Consider the following 17,511-nt stretch of genomic DNA (forward strand, 5'->3'; position numbering starts at 1 on the left):
TACCTCCAAGAGTAGCGATATTTCCCGGGAAATATCGCTACCGTTTTTAATTAAGTCAATTGTTGTTCCGCAAATGTTGCATATAGTGGGTGACTAGCAACAAGTTCGCTATGTGTTCCACGACCGGTGATTTCGCCATGCTCGATAAATAGGATTTGATTTGCGTTCACAATTGTGGATAGGCGATGTGCAATCACAAATGTTGTCCGTCCTTCCATCAAGTTCGCCAAAGCTTGTTGGACGATGCGTTCAGATTGGCTATCAAGACTTGCTGTAGCTTCGTCTAGCATTAAGATTTTCGGATTGCGAAGGAAAGCTCTAGCAATCGCAATACGTTGACGTTGTCCGCCGGAAAGTTTCACACCGCGTTCCCCGACTTCTGTGTCTAGTTGGTTAGGCAGTTTTGCAATGAAAGTGTCTGCGTAGGCTAGTTTTGTAACAGCCCACAAGTCGTCATCGCTGAATTCTTTATCTAAACCATAACATAAATTATCACGAATCGTACCGGAAAGCATCGCGCTTTCTTGTGACACGTAACCGATTTGACTGCGCCATGAATGAATTGAAATTTCGTTTAGAGGCTGGTCACCAATCAAAATTTCGCCTGACTTTGCCTTATAGTAGCGCTCTAGAATCGCGAACAAGGTTGATTTACCACCACCGCTTGGGCCTGCAAAAGCAATGACTTCCCCGGGTCTTGTTTCAAACGAGATGTCTTGCAAAATTGGTTCATCTTCATTATAGGAGAAAAAGAGATTATTTGCAGTAATTTTCTTACCACTAACATCGACCGTAGCTCCATCGTAAATATTTTCTTCTTCGTGTTCTAAAATTTCGGAGATGCGTTCTGTGGCACCTTTTGATTTTTGGAGTTGAGTAAAGAAAGTGACGAATGATGTAACTGGTACGATGATTTGAAACAGGTAAAGTAAGAATGCAATAAGTGTACCGGTGGACAATGTGCCCGCTGAGACACGGATACCGCCGTAGCCAATAATTCCAACGATGACGCCCATCACAACGAAAAGCATCAATGGTCCAATAATAGCTGTTACTTTTGCTTCACGGACACCGAATTTTAGTAAGCGACTAATCCCTGATGTGCCATCTGTGATTTCTTTTGCTTCTGCATTAGAAGATTTTACAAGACGAACCTCAGATAGTGTTTGGCTGATAGAGCCAGTGAAATCTGCTGTTTCTTTTTGCATGCCACGGGAAATTTTGAACATCTTTTGACCGAGTGGAGCAACGACAAGTGCTGTAATTGGAACTGCGACGATGAGTAGTAATGTCATTTTCCAGTCCATAACAAATAGGATAGTTATGGCACCAACAACGGAGATGACGCCAGTTACGAATTGTGGTAAGCTGTCGGCAATTAATTCTTTGATGACCACTGTGTCGTTAATCATCCGGCTGACCATTTCACCAGATTTAGTATTATCGAAATAGGATACTGGCAAATTTAGAGTTTTTTTCCATAGTTTCTCACGCATTGAGGCTACCATTTTTTGACCCATTAAGTTAAGCAGGAAGATTGCAAAACCGTTTGTCACGGCTTGGAGCACAAATACCGCGACGATTGTTGCAATCATTTGCCAACTCAGTGATGATGGCGAGAACCCATCAATTAGGTTTTTGGTGAATAGCGGGATGAGTAGTCCTGCTGTTGTTGTTACTAAACTTGCTAAAAATCCGCCAATGATGACTGCTTTTGATGGTCTAGTTGAGATGAGTAGTTGGAAAAACTGTTTCCAACTATAGGATGACTTTTCTTTTTTTATCTTTTTCATGTTATTCCATTCCTTTCGATGCTACGCTGTCTGTTTGAGGGTTTCCCTCGTGCCACTTTAATATAAAGGATGATTATGAATGGAATATGAACAACTTACAATGTGATATGAACTACATTTATAAAAGTGTTGATTAATGCTAATGGAAGTAGGCTTAAATTCTTTTTTTTAGGATTTTATAAGGAATATATATTCATTTTCTTACTTCTGAAATCGTTTTTTAGCTATATATGTGTCTAAATTATATATAATGAATCGCGAATATAGTAGTAATTTTAAGTTATCATATGTTATAATTTAAAGATACATCGATTAGAAAGTGAGAAGGAGAGCCTATGCTATTTCTAAAAGAGGGAAAATCAAGTATTACTGTGACTAAATTGATAGAGTATTGTTTTGAGGACCCTGATTTCAATAAATACTGTTCGGTGAGTCGTACGAAAAAAGGTGATATTTTACAAAATAAACAAGGCGAAGAATTCAAAATATACTTTATTTTGAGTGGTATTTATGGCGTTGTGATACAGAGCGATAAGCCAAAAGGTGGTATTACGCGCTTTCTAGGGAAGCATGATTGTTTCGGATTGCACCATATTTACTATGATTCTTGGGAACCGAGCCAATTGCTGCAAAGTTTGGGACATGGCGAAATCATGGAAGTTGATAGTTCATTTTTGTGTGCGATTTTGAACCGGTATGATCAGGAAGGTACATTTTTTATGGCGGAATATATGGCAGAGGAGCTACGGGAATATCAATATTTCTGTAAACTTACTTTTTTGAAGAAAGAAGAGCGAATCAGAAAAGTATTATTGAAAACAGGACTTGAATTGGGGACGGAGACGGAGGATGGCATTATTTTGCCGAGGCAATTGACTCAGGAGGTTTTAGGCAGATATACGAACACGTCTCGTGAATATGTGGCGCATACTGTGATGAACTTGATTGAGGCAGGAATTTTGCGCAACCGACCGAAGCCGCTACTTATTATTGATAGAGATAGATTATAGGATTAGAATTTAGGTGTGACGTCAATGTCGTGCCTATTTTTTTGCGAAAAAGCAGTTTATGAGACATTTAGTGGTAAAAGGTATACAATGGGATGGAAGTTATGAAAGCGCTTAATGCGTATGAGGAGGATGAACATGAAATTTTTTATTGATACTGCCAATGTAGAGGAAATTAGGAAGGCTAATCGAATGGGATTTGTAGCTGGGGTGACAACGAACCCATCTTTGATTGCGAAAGAGGGGCGTGATTTTAATCAGGTAATCGAGGAAATTACATCGATTGTAGATGGGCCAATTAGTGGAGAAGTTGTCAGTTTGGAAGCAGAAAAAATGGTTGAAGAAGGTCGTGTGATTTCTAAAATCCATCCAAATATGGTTGTTAAGATTCCGATGACTGGTGAAGGGCTGGCTGCGGTTGCGGTGCTAAACAAGGAAGGCATTAAGACGAATGTGACGCTAGTTTTCTCAGCAGCGCAAGCTTTACTTGCAGCGCGAGCGGGTGCTACATATGTGTCGCCATTTTTGGGGCGTCTGGATGATATTGGTTCTGATGGGTTGATTTTGATTCGTGATATTGCAGAAATTTTTAAAGTCCATGATATTGCAACAGAAATTATTTCAGCAAGCGTGCGTCATCCGATTCATGTGATTGAGTGTGCCCGTGCAGGTGCAGACATTGCGACGATTCCATATAAAGTATACGAGCAGATGTTGAAGCATCCGCTTACTGATTCGGGAATTGAGAAATTTTTGGCGGATTGGGAAGCAACGCAAAAATAATGAATAGAATGAGAAGAACAAGCTATATTTTTAGGATGGCTTGTTCTTTTTTAGTGCTGAACCTAGCTAATACTGTTTAAATGTGTATAGCATGCATGGTAGAATAGAGGCAAGGAACGGAGGCGGGAATGATGAAAGATGAACTATTGCAAATACCTGGGATTGGAAAGCGTTTGAGTGAGGCGCTACATAACATTGGAGTTTACAAAATGGCAGATTTGAAGGGGAAGAACCCGCTTCATTTGTATGAATTGATGTGTGAATTTGAGGGTGAGCGTGTTGATCCATGTGTGCTGTATACATTTCGATGTGCGGTTTATTTTGTGGAAACAGAAGAGCCTGATCCCGCTCTCTTGAAATGGTGGAATTGGAAGAATCGCGCCTATCCAGGGGAGGTGGAGTGATGGGAACGCTTGCGGAGAGCTTGATGAGTAGTGAACGGATTGTGTTTTTGACTGGTGCCGGTGTGTCGGTACCTTCAGGAATTCCGGATTATCGTTCGAAAAATGGACTTTATACTGGGAAAGAAAATCCGGAGTATTTGCTAAGTGCGACATGTTTGCAGAATGAGCCGGATAAGTTTTACGCGTTTGTGCGGGATAATATGTACTATCCGAATGCAGAACCGAATGTGATTCATGAAAAAATGGCGGAAATCGAACGGCGCGCGGGGAAGTGGGTGACGGTCGTGACACAGAATATTGATGGGCTTCATGCAAAAGCTGGTTCACGTAATGTGGTAGAATTTCACGGAAATTTATATCGCTGTCATTGCCAAAAGTGCGGCATTACGGTACGTTCGGAGCAGTATTTGGAATCAGATAAGCATGAGAATTGTGGTGGAATCATTCGCCCAGAAGTTGTATTGTATGAAGAAAATTTGCCAGATGATGCGATAAATGACGCGTTAGCTGCGATTACGAAGGCAGATTTGATTGTCATTGTGGGAACATCTTTTAAAGTAAGCCCATTTTGTAATTTGACGGATTATCGCAAAGTGGACAGCATCGTTTTTGCAGTGAACCAAGAATTATTGAGGCTACCATTCCAACACACGATGATTCAAGACGATGCTATCAGTATTTTTAAAGAATTGTGATTTCTTGCAGAACCTGAGCGAAACATGGTAAAATTTTAAAGGTATGGACAAACTCCACATAAAGCCGAGATTCTTGTTTTATCTTTTTGGGTAGTATGAAGACTAGGCTTTACACAAATCGAGCGAAAGCGTTTGTAATCGAATAGTTTTGTGGAAGCCGGAAGCGGAGTGTACTCGTGTACATGAGAACCGGAAGTCCGCTAAACTATTCGATTGCGAACGCTTGCCGCCGGTTTACTTGGGGTATGCTCCACACAAAGATAAAGGAGTGGATGGTTGATGAACCCTGACCCCGAGAGTCAGCAGATTATTGTACAATTAATTCTTATTTTGGTGTTGACGTTACTGAATGCGTTTTTTGCTTCGGCAGAAATGGCGTTGGTATCGCTTAACAAAAACCGTGTTAGATCGCAGGCAGAGCAAGGTGATAAAAAAGCGCAGTTGCTTGTGAAAATGATAGATGATCCGAGTCGATTTATCGCGACAATTCAAGTGGGTATTACGCTTGCTGGTTTCTTCTCTAGTGCAGCGGCAGCGACGAGTATTGCTTCTGTTTTGGGGGAGCGATTTGGCGGGACTGCTTTTGCGAATGAGATGGCAGTGGTCGTTGTGACGATTATTTTATCTTACATTACGCTGGTTTTTGGTGAGCTTTATCCGAAGCGTATTGCGTTACAGAAAGCGGAAGCAATTTCTCGTTTTTCGGTACGACCAATTATGATTATTAGCTTGATTTTGGCACCGTTTGTCAAATTCTTATCGTTCTCAACAAATGTGCTTGTGAAAATAACGCGGATGGATAAGGACGAGAACACAGAGAAAATGACGCGTGAGGAAATGCAGCTTATTATTGAGACTGGCCGACGTGATGGTGCAATTGAAAAAGCGGAACTCGACATGCTTCGTGGTGTTTTTGAAATGGACACGATTTATGCGAAAGAAGTGATGGTACCGCGTACGGATAGCTTTATGATCAATGCGAATGAGAGTTCGAGTGTGTTGGTAGATAAACTTTTGGAGAAAAATTTCTCGCGTATTCCGGTTTATTTGGACGACATGGATTCGGTGTATGGTATTCTGCATATGAAGGATTTATTTTTGGCGGCGAGGAAACAAGGTTTTGATAATATCGACGTAAAGTTGTTAGTGAAAGAGGCTTTCTTCGTGCCAGAAACGATTTTTGTGGATGATTTGTTGAAAGCGATGCAAAAATCCCATAATCAAATGGCTATTTTGATGGATGAGTATGGTGGTGTCGCTGGTATCGTGACGGTGGAGGATTTATTGGAGGAGATTGTCGGCGAAATTGATGATGAATTTGATGTGTTGTCTGACGAGGTGAAGAAGTTGGATGAGCACACTTTTATTGTTGAGGGACGAATGCCGATTGATGACTTCAATGAAATGTTTCATGTGGAACTTCCCGATAGAGGAATAGAGACGATTGCTGGTTTTGTGTTGACACAGCTGAAAACAATTCCTGATGATGGTGAAGAAGTTATTTTGGAATATGAGAATTTGACTTTTATTGTGACGGAGATTAAGGAGTCGCGTGTTGTCACAATACGAGTGGAGATAGGGAAATAGGTTAGTTACAGGATTCCTTTGGGGTGAGAGACACTTCGAAGGAATCTTTTTGTATAACAATAATGGGACTTGAGATGGGCTTATTTTATCGGTATGATAGTGGTAGATGGAAATGGGGGTGCGTGACTTGTCGAATATTAAGGATATCGCAAAATTGGCTGGTGTTTCGGTGACGACGGTTTCGCGGGTTTTGAACGGTCATCCGTATGTTGTGGAGGAGAAACGTAAGCGTGTTCAAAAGGTGATTGCGGAATTGGATTATAGTCCGAATCGGAATGCAGTTGATCTTAGTCGTGGGCGGACAAATACGATTGGGTTTGTATTGCCGTATAATGATCATCCGTGGTTTGATAAGGTGATGAATGGTGTTTTGGAGGCGGCTTTTGCGAAGCGTTATTCGGTGGTGATTTGTCCAACAGGGTATGATCAGGCGGAGGAAGAAAGGTATTTGCGAATGCTGAAAACAAAGCGGATTGACGGGCTTGTAATTGCTTCGCGTGCTAATGATTGGGAGACGATTGCGCCGTACGCGAAGTATGGGCCGATTGTTGCTTGTGAGTATATTAATCATCCGCTGATTTCATGTGCTTATGTGGATCAGTTTCAGGCGTACACGGATGGATTCCAGTTGCTGAAGAATGCTGGGCATACGCGCGTTGGTTTCACGGTTGGGCGTGAGGAGCGATGGAGCAATAGTACAAAATTGAAAATAATGGCTTACGAGACTGTTTTTGGAGAGTTGGATGATGCGCTTATTTTGCAGGATTGTTTTGATGTGGCGGATGGAAAAAGGGCTGGGGAACGGTTTTTAGATTTGGCTGAGCCTCCGACGGCGATTTATGCGAATGGGGATGAGATTGCGGCGGGGATGCATTATTATGTAACACGTCAAGCCCTTAATGTGCCAAGAGATATGGCAATCCTGGGTGAGGAGAATTTGCCGATTGGGGATGTGCTAGAGATATCGACAGTGGATAAGAACTTGCGAGAGATTGGGAAGGTGGCTGTGGAGCTATTTTTGAATGAAAAAGTGGAGCGAAAACAGGTGCAACACGAAATCGTGATACGAAATTCGATATAGCGCTTGACCTGAAATGCATTTCATCGTTTATATTCAATGTAATAGAAATTGGAAGGAGCGATGATGATGCGTGTTGCGGGTATGTGTAAGGTGGCGGCGAACTTTGGAATGGAGTTTCAGTACGGAGAGTTTTATTTGGAGCGGGATTATCTCGTTTTTGACAGGAATTATAGTATGGGAATGAAGAAGCGACAGACGTTTCCAATAGCTAAGTTGACGGATATTTTGGTTGTTCCGGAGAATGGACGGCTCTATGTGACGTTTGCTTGTGGGGATATGTTGTTTGAATTGGACGAAGCTGTGAATGGTGATTTGAGCGATTTTGCTTGGGAATTGCGGACGGCGAGGTATGGTGTGAAGCAGGATGGGACGCAGTTTCGAAATGCTAAAAGACGGCAGTATACGACGCATCACCAACATCATTTTGCAGAGTGATTAGCGAAGAGAGGTGGTTTGGAATGTATAAAACGGTGATTTTTGATGTGGATGGGACGCTTTTGGATACGGAGCAGGTGGTTTTGCATGCTTTGCGTGTAGCGCTTTCGAATGTGGGATTAGATTATGAGTTGGAAGATTTGCGGTTTGCGCTTGGGATTACAGGTGAGAAAGCATTGGCGAAGTTGGGGGTAGAGAATCAAGATGCGGTAATGGCCGATTGGTTCGAGCTGGAGGCTAAATTGAATGAGGAGGTAAGAATTTTCGACGGGATTGTGGAAGTTTTGTCAAAATTGGATGGAGTTGGTGTGGTAACTTCGAAAAACGCGGGCGAAATGGAGACGGGATTTTATCCGTTTGGTTTGGCGCCTCATTTTGACGTGATAGTTTGTGCGAGTGATACGGAGAATCATAAGCCACATCCGGAGCCACTTTTGCGGTGTATGGAATTGCTTGATGCGGACCCGGCGGCGACGATTTATATTGGGGATGCTACATATGACATGGAATGCGCGCATAGGGCTGGTGCGGATTTTGGACTAGCGTTGTGGGGAGCGAAGAGAACGGATGGTTTTGAGAATGCGAATTTAATTTTTGAGAAGCCGAGTGATATTTTGAAATATGTATAAATGGAGAGCGTGAAATGGCAGTTCAAACTGTTTTTCATGCTTTTTTGTTTGAATTGGCCTAAATGATGGTAGAGAGGAGAAAGCTGTTTTGAATGGAGGAGGACAGGATGATGCGAACCAAGATTATGGTTGGAGCATTGCTAGTTTTTTCTACCATGGTGTTTTCTTCGAGTATCAATGGCTCTGTGGAACTATCAACGGATGAAGTAAAGGCGACGATGAATAATCAGATAATTGAATTGGCATTACAAAAAGCTGGGAAAAGTAAGGTGGTAGCCGAAAAAGTGGTAACATTGCCAAAAGGTACTTTTCTGCTTGCGCGGACGGTGGTTGTTCCTGCTGGTGTAACGTTGCGTGGAGCTGGTTTAAATGCGATGCCAATTTTAAAGATACGGCAGAATAATCGGATTCCGGTTGTGAAGCTTGGGAGTGATACGAAACTTGAAAATGTTGTTTTAGACGGGCAGGGTACGCGGAAGTCCGTCAATCCAAAGCATAATGGGGTTGAAATTGTGGGTGCTAGTGCGAGTCAGCGTGTGCGAAATGTGCAGATTTTGAACAGCCGGATTCAGAATTTTGATGGGAATGGCATTTTTCTCAAGTATACGGATCGTGTGCGGATTGCTGGAGTGACGCAGGCGCAGATGGTGGTTGCCAATATTGGTTATGCAGGGATTATTGGGTACTCGGCGAACAATACGACGATTCAAAAAGTGATGGTGCGAGATGTAGGTGTTTTGGGACAGCGATTGGCGTATAATATTGCGCTGACGGAAGTGTATGATAGTAAATTGGCTACGGGTGTTCAGGCGAAAGTGAATCCTCGCAGTGAGGGGGGGGTAATCACGGATTCCTATATTTTGAATAACGCAGTTTGGGAAGGGATTGATACGCATCATGGGCGGAATTTGGTGATTCAGAATAATACAATTTTGAATGTAAGAAATGCGATTGCAATTGTTTCGATTACGTTGGCTGGTGATGCTGGAACGATTGGCCCGCCTCAAAATGTGATAATTCGTAATAACCGAATTAATAAGCAGTCGGATTACGTGAGGTTGAAATTGGCCAAGTCGGAGAAATTTAAAACGGTGCGTGGCATTGTTGTTTCCGGTGCTAAGTTGAAGAAGAGTCGTGATGCGGTCTATGCAATGGGTATACAAGTTTTGAATAATCAAGTGGAGAATGTGCAGGCAATCAGTGTTTATGCTGGTGGGATTGTCATACAGGCGACTTTTGGCGCGATTGTTTCAGGGAACCGGATACAGTTGGAAAGCAGTGGGAGGACGAATTATAATGGGATTGTGTTAACTGCGAATAATAAGCGGGTTTCCATTGTTGGGAATTATATCGGCAAACTTGTTTCAGCACCGATTGAGGGTATTGTTTTTCGTGGTGGACAGAATAACGGGGAGTGGAATAATGCGAAGTGGAGCAAGGTATCGGGCTACGGTATGCTGCTATCAAAGAATTATCGGGGTGCAGGTTTGTTTGCTAATGGGAGCCTGAACATGAGGAATGCAAAATTGGTGATGAAGATTGCGGATACAAATAGTGTGGTGGTGAGGAACACGAATAATTATACATTTAAAAAATAGGAATAAGTGATTGCTTTCCGTGATCCATCGCTCAGCGTGTCGACAAACGTCTGTTTTTATCGTTAAAATTCTGTCCCAGTTACTTTGTCGATACGCTAAAATCTGATGGGAAATCATGTGAAGCAGTGTCTCTATAGTTTGAGTCAGTGCTTATCTAATTTTTTAGAAATCGATGTTATCTGGATCTGGTCCAACGCGGAGATTTTGATTCAGAGCGTCGATTTTTGTCATTTCATCGAGAGTTAACTCAAAGTCAAAGATATCCATATTTTCTGCGATGCGGTGTGGTTTTGTGGATTTTGGAATAGCAATGATGCCGTTTTGTAAGTCCCAACGCAGGATAATTTGGGCGATGGTTTTATTGTGGTGTGTCGCGATTGCTTGGAGTGTCTGATTGTCGAAGAGACCGCCTTGCATGAGTGGGGACCAAGCTTCGACGCGAATGTTGTTTTCTTTGCAATACGCTATAAGTTCTTTTTGTGTGAGTCGTGGATGGAGTTCTACTTGATTGATGGTTGGCATGATGGTGGCGTGCTTTTTGAGTGTTTCTAAATGGTGAATCTGAAAATTGCTAACGCCAATTGCGCGGATGTGGCCAGCTTTGTGAAGTGTTTCGAGCGCGCGCCAAGCATCAATGTATCTGCTATCAGCGGGCCAGTGAATGAGATAGAGATCGAGATAGTCAAGCTCCATTTTTCGCATAGTTTCGTCGAAAGCGGCAAGTGTTTCTTCGTATCCGAGGTCGGCATTCCAGACTTTGGACGTGATAAAAAGTTCTTCGCGTGGGATGCCTGATTCGCGGATACCTTGGCCCGTACTTGCTTCGTTGCCGTAGATGGCTGCGGTGTCGATGCTACGGTAGCCGAGTCGGATGGCTTCTTTGACAGCGGATATGAGTTCTGTGCCTTCTTCTACTTTAAATACGCCGAGTCCGAGGACGGGCATGTCGATTCCATTTGCTAATTTGACTGTTTTCATTTTTAAAATTCCTCCTGTTTTGTTTCTAATTTTTTGCTCCATGCGGTTAGAGCCACGGCTGTGAGGACCATAATCATGCCAATCCAGGTTGTGTCGCGGATTTGCATGTAGGTAATAACAAGCCCTCCGATGTAGGAGCCAAGCGCGATTCCGGCGTTAAACGCGGCGATATTAAGTGCGGACGCGATATCAACTCCTTTTGGGACGAATTTCTCTGCTAACATCACGACGTAGACTTGCAAGCCAGGCACGTTCATGAAGGCAAAAACGCCCATGAGCAGTATTGTTGCGAGCCCGAAAACTTTGGATGGGGCAGTGAAGTAGAGTAATCCGAGCACGATTGCTTGCGCGATAAACATATAAAATAAGGCTTGGATTGGTCGTTTATTGGCGACTTTCCCACCGATCATGTTGCCGATTGCAATGGCGATTCCGTAGATGAAAAGGAGAATCGCGATAGTGTCGGTTGGAAAACCGGTGACTTGTTCGAGTAGTGGTGTCATATAGGTGAATACGACAAATGTTCCTCCATAGCCGAGTGCGGTGATGGCAAACACAAGTAGTAACGGGCCATTCGTGAGTACTTTGACTTGGTCGCGAAGAGTTATTTTGGTGCCAGGTCGCAAGTTTTTCGGTACTAGGATGAGATTAGCGATGAGTGCAATGATACCGATTGCTGTGATGCCAAAAAATGCAGCGCGCCAGCCGAATTGTTGCCCGATAAGTGTGCCAATCGGGACACCGGTTATGGTTGCGATGGTGAGCCCAGTGAACATGATGGATATGGCGCTGGCTCTCTTGTTTGGCGGAACAAGGTTGGCTGCGATGGTGGACCCGATAGACATGAAGACGCCATGTGCGAAGGCAGATATGACGCGAGCGATGAGTAGTAGCGTGATAGTATTAGAGAATGCTGCGGTCAGATTACCGAGTATGAATACAATCATGATGGTGAGTAGCAATGCTTTGCGATTCATACGGGATGTTAGTGCTGTTAAGATTGGTGCACCGAACATGACGCCGACTGCATAAAGTGAGACGGTGAGCCCCGCTGTGCTAACTGGTATTGCTAAGTCTTCTGCGATGAGAGGAAGCAACCCGACGCTGATAAATTCGGTCGTTCCAATCGCAAAAGCACTAACTGCTAAAGCCAATAAAGCAAAAATATTTCGATTTCCTTTCAAGTGATAAGCCCCCTTAAATTCTGCTTGCTTTTTTGATGACAAGTGTTATTATGATACTTAGTAGACATTAAAACAAGTACGTACTTTTTTGTAATATAGATACTTTTTAGTACCTATAGGAAGGAGCAAGTGATGCAAAAAAAATATAATATTTCTGTTGAGGCTACACTTGAGGTCATTGGTGGTAAGTGGAAATGCGTGATTCTATGCCATTTAACACACGGCAAAAAACGAACGAGCGAACTGAAACGATTAATCCCATCCATTACGCAAAAAATGCTCACGCAACAATTGCGAGAGCTAGAACAAGATGGAATTATAAATCGGATTGTGTATAATCAAGTACCACCCAAAGTGGAATATGAATTGAGCGAATACGGCCAATCACTGGAGATTATTTTGAGCGCTTTGTGCAATTGGGGTGACGGTCATATCGAGCGTGTATATGGGAACCGATCAGACTTTTTGGAAGAGAGTATATTGAATCAGTAAAACCAATAAAACAGGTTTAGTGGTAAATAGCCCCACTAGACCTGTTTTTATCATTAGAAAGCTTTTAGCAAAAAGCATTTACCTACTTCGCTTTTGACTTCCATCACGGTAGATTTTGTCGTAAAACGGATATCATTTGCTGATAAGTATTCTTGTTCATAATGAATATCACCGCTTACAACATAGAGGTGAATCGATTTTGGTAATGTAATCATGCAACCTCTGGGCAATATAAAATAGTTCAATGCAGGTGCACTAGGTGCTAAAGGTGTGATTAGTGATACTTCAGAAAATAGAGAGTCTGGATTAAAAGCACTTTTTAAATTTGTAGTCCCTATCATCAAATTTCCATTGTATCCTGTGCGTTCTAATAAAATGGCTTTTCCATTAAATTCGAAAACACCGGGAATACAAAAATAAAAACCTTTACATAATGGTCCAAAGTGGGTGCCCATATATTCAATTGTTGCACCATCTTCTTCTATAATCCCTATCGTAGTTGTCGCAATGTTTCCTAATACGGAAAAAGAAACGACACTTTCCATTCTAGAAATCGTATATGGGAAAAGTGATTCTTGTGCATCGTGTAAGACTTTATAGTTAGAGGTGTTATCTTGTAGCGATAGCCTAGCCAATAACAGCGCCTCCGATGCATTCAGAACCGCTATAAAGAGCTATATGTTGACCTGGCAGAAGGGCTCGAACCGGCTCATCAAATACGATCTGCGTACTATCGTCCCTAGGAGAAATGGTAACTCTAATATTTGGTTTTCGATAACCAGTTTTAGCATGGCAAATAAGCGAATCAAACGTGCTATTTGTGTGTGAAAACAAGCTTATACTATCAATTAGCGCTTCCGTGACGAATAATTTTGGGTGGTTATGATTTTCGCTGACAATGATTGTATTATTGCTGTAGTTTTTTTCAATCACGGTTAGCCTAGGTGAACTGTCTCCTACTGTGAATTCATAGCTTGAACCAATTTTATAAAAAGCTAAACCATCGTGTGCGCCGATTGCTTCCTGTCCATGAATGATAGCGCCTTTTTTCTGATCCACAAAATCACGAATAAACTGGTTAAATTCTTGTTCCCCAATATAGCAAAGCCCATCAGAATCAGTTTTTGCCGCAGTTGCAAGTTCCGCGCCGATAGCGAGTTCACGAATTTCCCACCTAGCTAATCCAGATAACGGGAAAATCACATTCTCTAACTGTTCTTTTTTCAGCATACTTAAAAAATAGGTCTGCTCATTCTGGTCAGCGCCAGTCATAAGTTTAATATCGTTATCAACAACGCTTATTTTTGCATAATGACCTGTTGCGATATAGTCAGCGCCTAATTGTTTCGCATATTTTTTAAATAGACCGAACTTCACTTCTTGGTTACAACGAACATCAATGCTTGGATTTTTTCCTTCCAAATGGCCGCGAACAACATGTTTAAACACACGTTCCATATAATCTGCTTCAAAATTAATCGAATAGTAAGGAATATCTAGCTCATTCGCCACTTTTACAACATCCCGATAGTCTTCCGTTGCAGTGCAAATACCGTCTTCATTTTTCTCATCCCAATTTTTCATGAACAGACCAATGACGTTATATCCTTGTTTTTTCAGTAAGTAAGCAGCAACTGATGAATTTACGCCGCCACTCATGCCTACTACGACTGTTATATCTTTTTTCATATAGACACTTCCTTTTGTAATAAGTCTTGGATTTTTGAAATTGTTTTGACTAGGATTTTTGTAGCGCTTTCTATATCTGTAATCGTTAAGTCTGGTCCGAAACTCACGCGAATGGATTCGGTGTTTCTAGGGCTTTCTGGGCCAAACATCGAAACTAAGACATGGCTTGACTTCACGCTTCCAGAAGAGCAAGCGGAACCAGCAGATATGGCAACACCAGCGAGATCTAAATGAGGAATGAGCAAATTTGATGGAATGCCAGGAAACCAGATGTTTAAAATGTGTGGTGCCTTGTTTGCATTATCACCATTGATTTCAAAAGCAACTTGTCCAGCGATGCCTCGCAAAAATGTATCCCGCAAAGATTGAATCTGACTGATAACATCATTTTCAGGGTTTTTCATGATTTTCACCGCGCTTGCAAATCCTGCGATTCCTGCAATATTCTCCGTTCCAGCGCGTTTATTTTCCTCCTGCTCGCCCCCTTTGACTAAACTTTCAATTTTGCAACCTTGCCTTTTAAAAAGAAAACCGACTCCTTTTGGCCCGCTAATTTTATGTGCAGAGGTGGAGAGTAGGTCTATGCCAAGCTCTGTGACATCAATAGTTTGTGTTTCGTAAGCCTGAACAGCATCTGTATGAAAAATGATTGCCGGGTTTTGCTTTCGAATCAGTGCACTCATTTCCTTAATCGGCATAATCACACCTGTTTCATTATTCACCATCATTGTAGACAAAAGAACTGTATCTGGGCGAATTGCTTGCTGTAGCTCTTCCAAACAAATGGTACCGTCTTTTTTTGTTGCAAGATAAGTAACTTCAAAGCCCTCTGCCTCTAAATAAGACATTGGTTCCTGCACAGAAGCATGCTCAATCTGTGTCGTGATAATGTGTTTTCCCGCCCTTTGAGACAGCTGATTTATAACACCAAAAATGGCTAAGTTATTACTTTCTGAACCGCCACTTGTTATAATGATTTCATTTTCTTTTGCACCAATACTTGTAGCCAACGTAGCTTTGGCTGAATCCAAAATATAGCGTGCCTTTCTACCAAATTGGTGAACACTAGATGGGTTCCCGAATTCTTGTCCCATCACTACTAGCATTGTTTCCAACACCGATGGATGAACCGGGGTGGTAGCAGCATAATCCAAATACATGTTTATCACTCTTCTCTCTGTAAATAGTTAGCAAGCATCTTATAAACCTTCGATGCTAAACGACAATTTCTTGTCTAGAGTTATCGTATGATTTATTTTGAAAGACATCTAATCAAAAAATACCTGCAAGCGAGTGTTTTGTGAAAAAAGAGACCGCTATCAAGTCAGATTTTTGGCTGTTTCTGCGCATTTTTATTCATGTGAAGCACTACCTAAATATTAGCAGTATCAAATATATAGCTTTTTGTGATTAATTACGCATAAAGCGAGTGGAGCCATGATTTAACAGGGAATTTATATCCTTAATTTTTCAAAAAATGCATGATTGATGTCATTTTTTGGTCAGATGATTCAGTGATTATCGCATAGAATGAAACCGTTACATCTATATTGATACGCGAGGAGGGATGCCTGTAATAGCGAATGTGTATGGAGAAACATAAGTACAGAAATAAAATTATGTTTGAGGGGAGGAATATCTTTTTACTATGAAATCAATGTTTAAAATAATGCTGATTATTCTAGTTATTGCAAGTCAAATGCAAGTCAGTATTCCAAATGCCAAAGCTGTTTCAAAAAACACAACGAGCCAAACTTTGGCCGAAACTGAAAAGGTAAATACGTTCGCCGAATTGAAGAAGGCTTTGCAAAACGCGACTGTAGAGAACATTAGTATTGAGTCAGATATCGTGTTTTCAGAAGACATTCAGATGAATTGGCGCAATGTGACAATCAACGGAAATGCGGATAAAGGCATTATTATTGATGCGAAACAATATGCCATACGCGCGAAAGAGAATTACACAGAGAATCGCACATTGACAGTTAAAAATATGAAAGCGCTTGGTATGCGAGCTGCAGACTACAAGTTCATTGAAGCTAACCGTGGTTGGGACGTTGTTTTTCAAGGTATGGATTACAACGGTTCTGAACTTGTGAAAGCATCGAATGGAACAGTGAGTTTTATGGGGCAAAATACTGTGAAGACGTTGTATGAAAATGCGAGCGTTCGTCACGTTATCTTCAAAGAAAATAGTAATTACAATGGAATTGCAGCTGATGGTGCCAAACGTGCTGCGTTTAGTTTTGATGGCGATTACGTAGATGGAAAGTCCATTGGGAAAGTAAGCGTAGAGCCAGGTGCTACTGTGAATATCGCGGTTGCACCGAAAGATACAGCGGGCCTATACTATTATCCAGCTTTTAACGGCAAAGTATATGATATTGATGTGGCAGAATCTGCAACTCTAAACATTGATGCATCAGGAACAGCGATAGGTTTTGCGGCAAGAGGTGCGTATTATTCAACGCCGACAATGACTGTGCGTAAAGATGCAAAAGTGCAGCTTACAAGCCGTGGTGGTGGCGAATACCCAGCAATTGATTTGCAGGAAGCTAGCGTAATTAACGTTCATCCAGAAGCAACTTTTGCAGTTACAGGAAATAGCATGAAGGGCGTTATCACTGCGGTTGGTGGTTCACGAATCACGCTGGATAATCCGAAAGCATACGATATCAAAAATAAAAAATCGCATAGTCCACTTTTTTATGCTACCAAAAACACAGTATTTGCGATTAAAGATGCTACGGTGATGACTTGGACGAAGACGGGTGGCGAATATGATCGGGAAGCTGACAATGCTTGGGAGAAAAATACGATGACAACAGAGATAGAAGGCTCAAACTCCAAGAATACCGAATCTACAGATGCAGACTTGGAAGCGAAATTCCAGATGTTCAAATACGGTAGAATCAGCGGTAGCGGCGAGGCTAGTTCAAATGAAAAACCAATCATTTATGCCGAGGATAAAACCATCAACGTAGGCGATGAATTTGATCCGTTAGAGGGCGTTACAGCACACGATGCCGAGGATGGCGACTTAACGAAAGACATCAAAGTATTGCGAAATGAAGTCAACCCGAACGTGCCAGGAATTTACGAAGTGGAATATTCGGTGACGGATTCAGATGGCAATACGACGACGAAAACGATAAA

Annotated in this window: 17 protein-coding genes; 11 read left to right on the plus strand and 6 right to left on the minus strand. The window is 41.9% G+C overall.

Annotated elements, in window-relative coordinates; genetic code table 11:
* Positions 1 to 50: 50 nt before the first annotated feature.
* Positions 51 to 1,793 carry an ABC transporter ATP-binding protein gene (locus tag R8925_RS09730; RefSeq protein ID WP_430535677.1) on the minus strand — a complete coding sequence of 581 codons (1,743 nt, stop codon included), beginning with the start codon at positions 1,791 to 1,793 and terminating at the stop codon, positions 51 to 53.
* Between the two features lie 335 nt (positions 1,794 to 2,128).
* On the opposite strand from R8925_RS09730, the gene R8925_RS09735 reads away from it, so the two are divergent.
* The 9 genes from R8925_RS09735 to R8925_RS09775 all read left to right on the plus strand — a co-directional run bounded on the left by R8925_RS09735 (position 2,129) and on the right by R8925_RS09775 (position 10,012).
* Positions 2,129 to 2,803 carry a Crp/Fnr family transcriptional regulator gene (locus R8925_RS09735; RefSeq protein WP_430535678.1) on the plus strand — a complete coding sequence of 225 codons (675 nt, stop codon included), beginning with the start codon at positions 2,129 to 2,131 and terminating at the stop codon, positions 2,801 to 2,803.
* A gap of 135 nt (positions 2,804 to 2,938) precedes the next feature.
* Positions 2,939 to 3,583, plus strand: a complete 645-nt coding sequence (gene fsa / locus R8925_RS09740; protein ID WP_430535679.1) for a fructose-6-phosphate aldolase — start codon at positions 2,939 to 2,941, stop codon at positions 3,581 to 3,583.
* A 131-nt stretch (positions 3,584 to 3,714) separates the two neighbouring features.
* Positions 3,715 to 3,987, plus strand: a complete 273-nt coding sequence (locus tag R8925_RS09745) for a helix-hairpin-helix domain-containing protein (RefSeq protein WP_430535697.1) — start codon at positions 3,715 to 3,717, stop codon at positions 3,985 to 3,987.
* Entirely contained in the window at positions 3,987 to 4,682 is a 696-nt protein-coding gene (locus R8925_RS09750) for an NAD-dependent protein deacylase (protein WP_430535680.1), read from the plus strand. Before R8925_RS09745 ends, R8925_RS09750 begins: the two co-directional genes overlap by 1 nt.
* 279 nt (positions 4,683 to 4,961) lie before the next feature.
* Entirely contained in the window at positions 4,962 to 6,269 is a 1,308-nt protein-coding gene (locus R8925_RS09755; RefSeq protein ID WP_430535681.1) for a hemolysin family protein, read from the plus strand.
* A 127-nt stretch (positions 6,270 to 6,396) separates the two neighbouring features.
* Entirely contained in the window at positions 6,397 to 7,350 is a 954-nt protein-coding gene (locus R8925_RS09760) for a LacI family DNA-binding transcriptional regulator (RefSeq protein WP_430535682.1), read from the plus strand.
* A 60-nt stretch (positions 7,351 to 7,410) separates the two neighbouring features.
* Positions 7,411 to 7,785, plus strand: a complete 375-nt coding sequence (locus R8925_RS09765; RefSeq protein ID WP_430535683.1) for an RpiR family transcriptional regulator — start codon at positions 7,411 to 7,413, stop codon at positions 7,783 to 7,785.
* 23 nt (positions 7,786 to 7,808) lie between these two features.
* The gene (locus R8925_RS09770) at positions 7,809 to 8,414 is read left to right on the plus strand and encodes an HAD family hydrolase (protein ID WP_430535684.1); all 606 of its coding nucleotides are present in this window, start codon (positions 7,809 to 7,811) and stop codon (positions 8,412 to 8,414) included.
* A 107-nt stretch (positions 8,415 to 8,521) separates the two neighbouring features.
* Positions 8,522 to 10,012, plus strand: a complete 1,491-nt coding sequence (locus R8925_RS09775) for a right-handed parallel beta-helix repeat-containing protein (RefSeq protein WP_430535685.1) — start codon at positions 8,522 to 8,524, stop codon at positions 10,010 to 10,012.
* A gap of 162 nt (positions 10,013 to 10,174) precedes the next feature.
* Here the strand turns inward: R8925_RS09775 and R8925_RS09780 are convergent, their stop codons facing one another.
* Together R8925_RS09780 and R8925_RS09785 are read right to left on the minus strand one after the other, a co-directional pair.
* Positions 10,175 to 11,032, minus strand: a complete 858-nt coding sequence (locus R8925_RS09780) for an aldo/keto reductase (protein WP_430535686.1) — start codon at positions 11,030 to 11,032, stop codon at positions 10,175 to 10,177.
* Positions 10,993 to 12,174, minus strand: coding sequence for an MFS transporter (locus R8925_RS09785; RefSeq protein WP_430535687.1), 1,182 nt, complete (start codon positions 12,172 to 12,174; stop codon positions 10,993 to 10,995). The genes R8925_RS09780 and R8925_RS09785 overlap by 40 nt, the downstream gene beginning before the upstream one ends.
* A 129-nt stretch (positions 12,175 to 12,303) precedes the next feature.
* Here R8925_RS09785 and R8925_RS09790 point away from each other — a divergent pair, with 129 nt between their 5' ends.
* On the plus strand, positions 12,304 to 12,666 hold the full coding sequence (locus R8925_RS09790) for a winged helix-turn-helix transcriptional regulator (protein WP_430535688.1): 363 nt from the start codon (positions 12,304 to 12,306) through the stop codon (positions 12,664 to 12,666).
* Positions 12,667 to 12,719: 53 nt separating this feature from the next.
* Here the strand turns inward: R8925_RS09790 and R8925_RS09795 are convergent, their stop codons facing one another.
* From R8925_RS09795 to R8925_RS09805, 3 genes are read right to left on the minus strand one after another with little or no spacing between them, the layout of a single operon-like run.
* Entirely contained in the window at positions 12,720 to 13,301 is a 582-nt protein-coding gene (locus R8925_RS09795) for a hypothetical protein (RefSeq protein ID WP_430535689.1), read from the minus strand.
* Entirely contained in the window at positions 13,294 to 14,355 is a 1,062-nt protein-coding gene (gene mnmA, locus R8925_RS09800) for a tRNA 2-thiouridine(34) synthase MnmA (protein ID WP_430535690.1), read from the minus strand. The genes R8925_RS09795 and mnmA overlap by 8 nt, the downstream gene beginning before the upstream one ends.
* The gene (locus R8925_RS09805) at positions 14,352 to 15,515 is read right to left on the minus strand and encodes a cysteine desulfurase family protein (protein WP_430535691.1); all 1,164 of its coding nucleotides are present in this window, start codon (positions 15,513 to 15,515) and stop codon (positions 14,352 to 14,354) included. Before R8925_RS09805 ends, mnmA begins: the two co-directional genes overlap by 4 nt.
* Positions 15,516 to 16,003: 488 nt before the next feature.
* On the opposite strand from R8925_RS09805, the gene R8925_RS09810 reads away from it, so the two are divergent.
* Positions 16,004 to 17,511, plus strand: a 1,508-nt coding sequence (locus R8925_RS09810) for an immunoglobulin-like domain-containing protein (RefSeq protein ID WP_430535692.1), incomplete at its 3' end; no start/stop codon positions are given.

It is taken from the genome of Listeria rocourtiae subsp. hofi (assembly GCF_963575615.1).
Lineage (GTDB): Bacteria > Bacillota > Bacilli > Lactobacillales > Listeriaceae > Listeria_A > Listeria_A hofi.